A 686-nucleotide genomic window follows, 5' to 3' on the forward strand; every position below is an offset into this window, starting at 1 on the left:
ACCTTCGGGTTATGAGCCCGACGAGCTACCAAGCTGCTCCATCCCGCGTCCGGATGCATTGTTTAAGTCAATGAATCTATCAAATTGGAGCGACACACGAGGTTCCCGATCTTCAAGGCTTAGGCGTGACCTCAACCTTGGCAAGGATTGCACTCTGCCAGAATGCTCTTCATGTTTCACTTTCAAAATGGAGCGACACACGAGGTTCGAACTCGTGACCTCAACCTTGGCAAGGTTGCGCTCTACCAGCTGAGCTAGTGTCGCATAAATTAATCGCTAATGCGCTTAACTGTAATGTGGTTGCGGGAGCCGGATTTGAACCGACGACCTTCGGGTTATGAGCCCGACGAGCTACCAAGCTGCTCCATCCCGCGTCCGGATGCATTGTTTAAGTCAATGAATCTATCAAATTGGAGCGACACACGAGGTTCGAACTCGTGACCTCAACCTTGGCAAGGTTGCGCTCTACCAGCTGAGCTAGTGTCGCATAAATTAATCGCTAATGCGCTTAACTGTAATGTGGTTGCGGGAGCCGGATTTGAACCGACGACCTTCGGGTTATGAGCCCGACGAGCTACCAAGCTGCTCCATCCCGCGTCCGGATGCATTGTTTAAGTCAATGAATCTATCAAATTGGAGCGACACACGAGGTTCCCGATCTTCAAGGCTTAGGCGTGACCTCAACC

The 686-nt window shown here is 51.2% G+C and carries 4 tRNA genes; all 4 read right to left on the reverse strand.

Features of this window, described 5'->3' with window-relative positions:
• Positions 1–188: 188 nt before the first annotated feature.
• The 4 genes from BTO10_RS23065 to BTO10_RS23080 all read right to left on the reverse strand — a co-directional run bounded on the left by BTO10_RS23065 (position 189) and on the right by BTO10_RS23080 (position 597).
• Positions 189–264 (reverse strand) — tRNA-Gly (locus tag BTO10_RS23065).
• Positions 265–297: 33 nt separating this feature from the next.
• Positions 298–374: transfer RNA gene (locus BTO10_RS23070), tRNA-Met, on the reverse strand.
• A gap of 37 nt (positions 375–411) precedes the next feature.
• Positions 412–487: transfer RNA gene (locus tag BTO10_RS23075), tRNA-Gly, on the reverse strand.
• 33 nt (positions 488–520) lie between these two features.
• Positions 521–597 (reverse strand) — tRNA-Met (locus BTO10_RS23080).
• Positions 598–686 lie beyond the last annotated feature (89 nt).

Origin of the sequence: Vibrio chagasii, from assembly GCF_002954585.1 — a bacterium.
GTDB lineage: Bacteria > Pseudomonadota > Gammaproteobacteria > Enterobacterales > Vibrionaceae > Vibrio > Vibrio chagasii_A.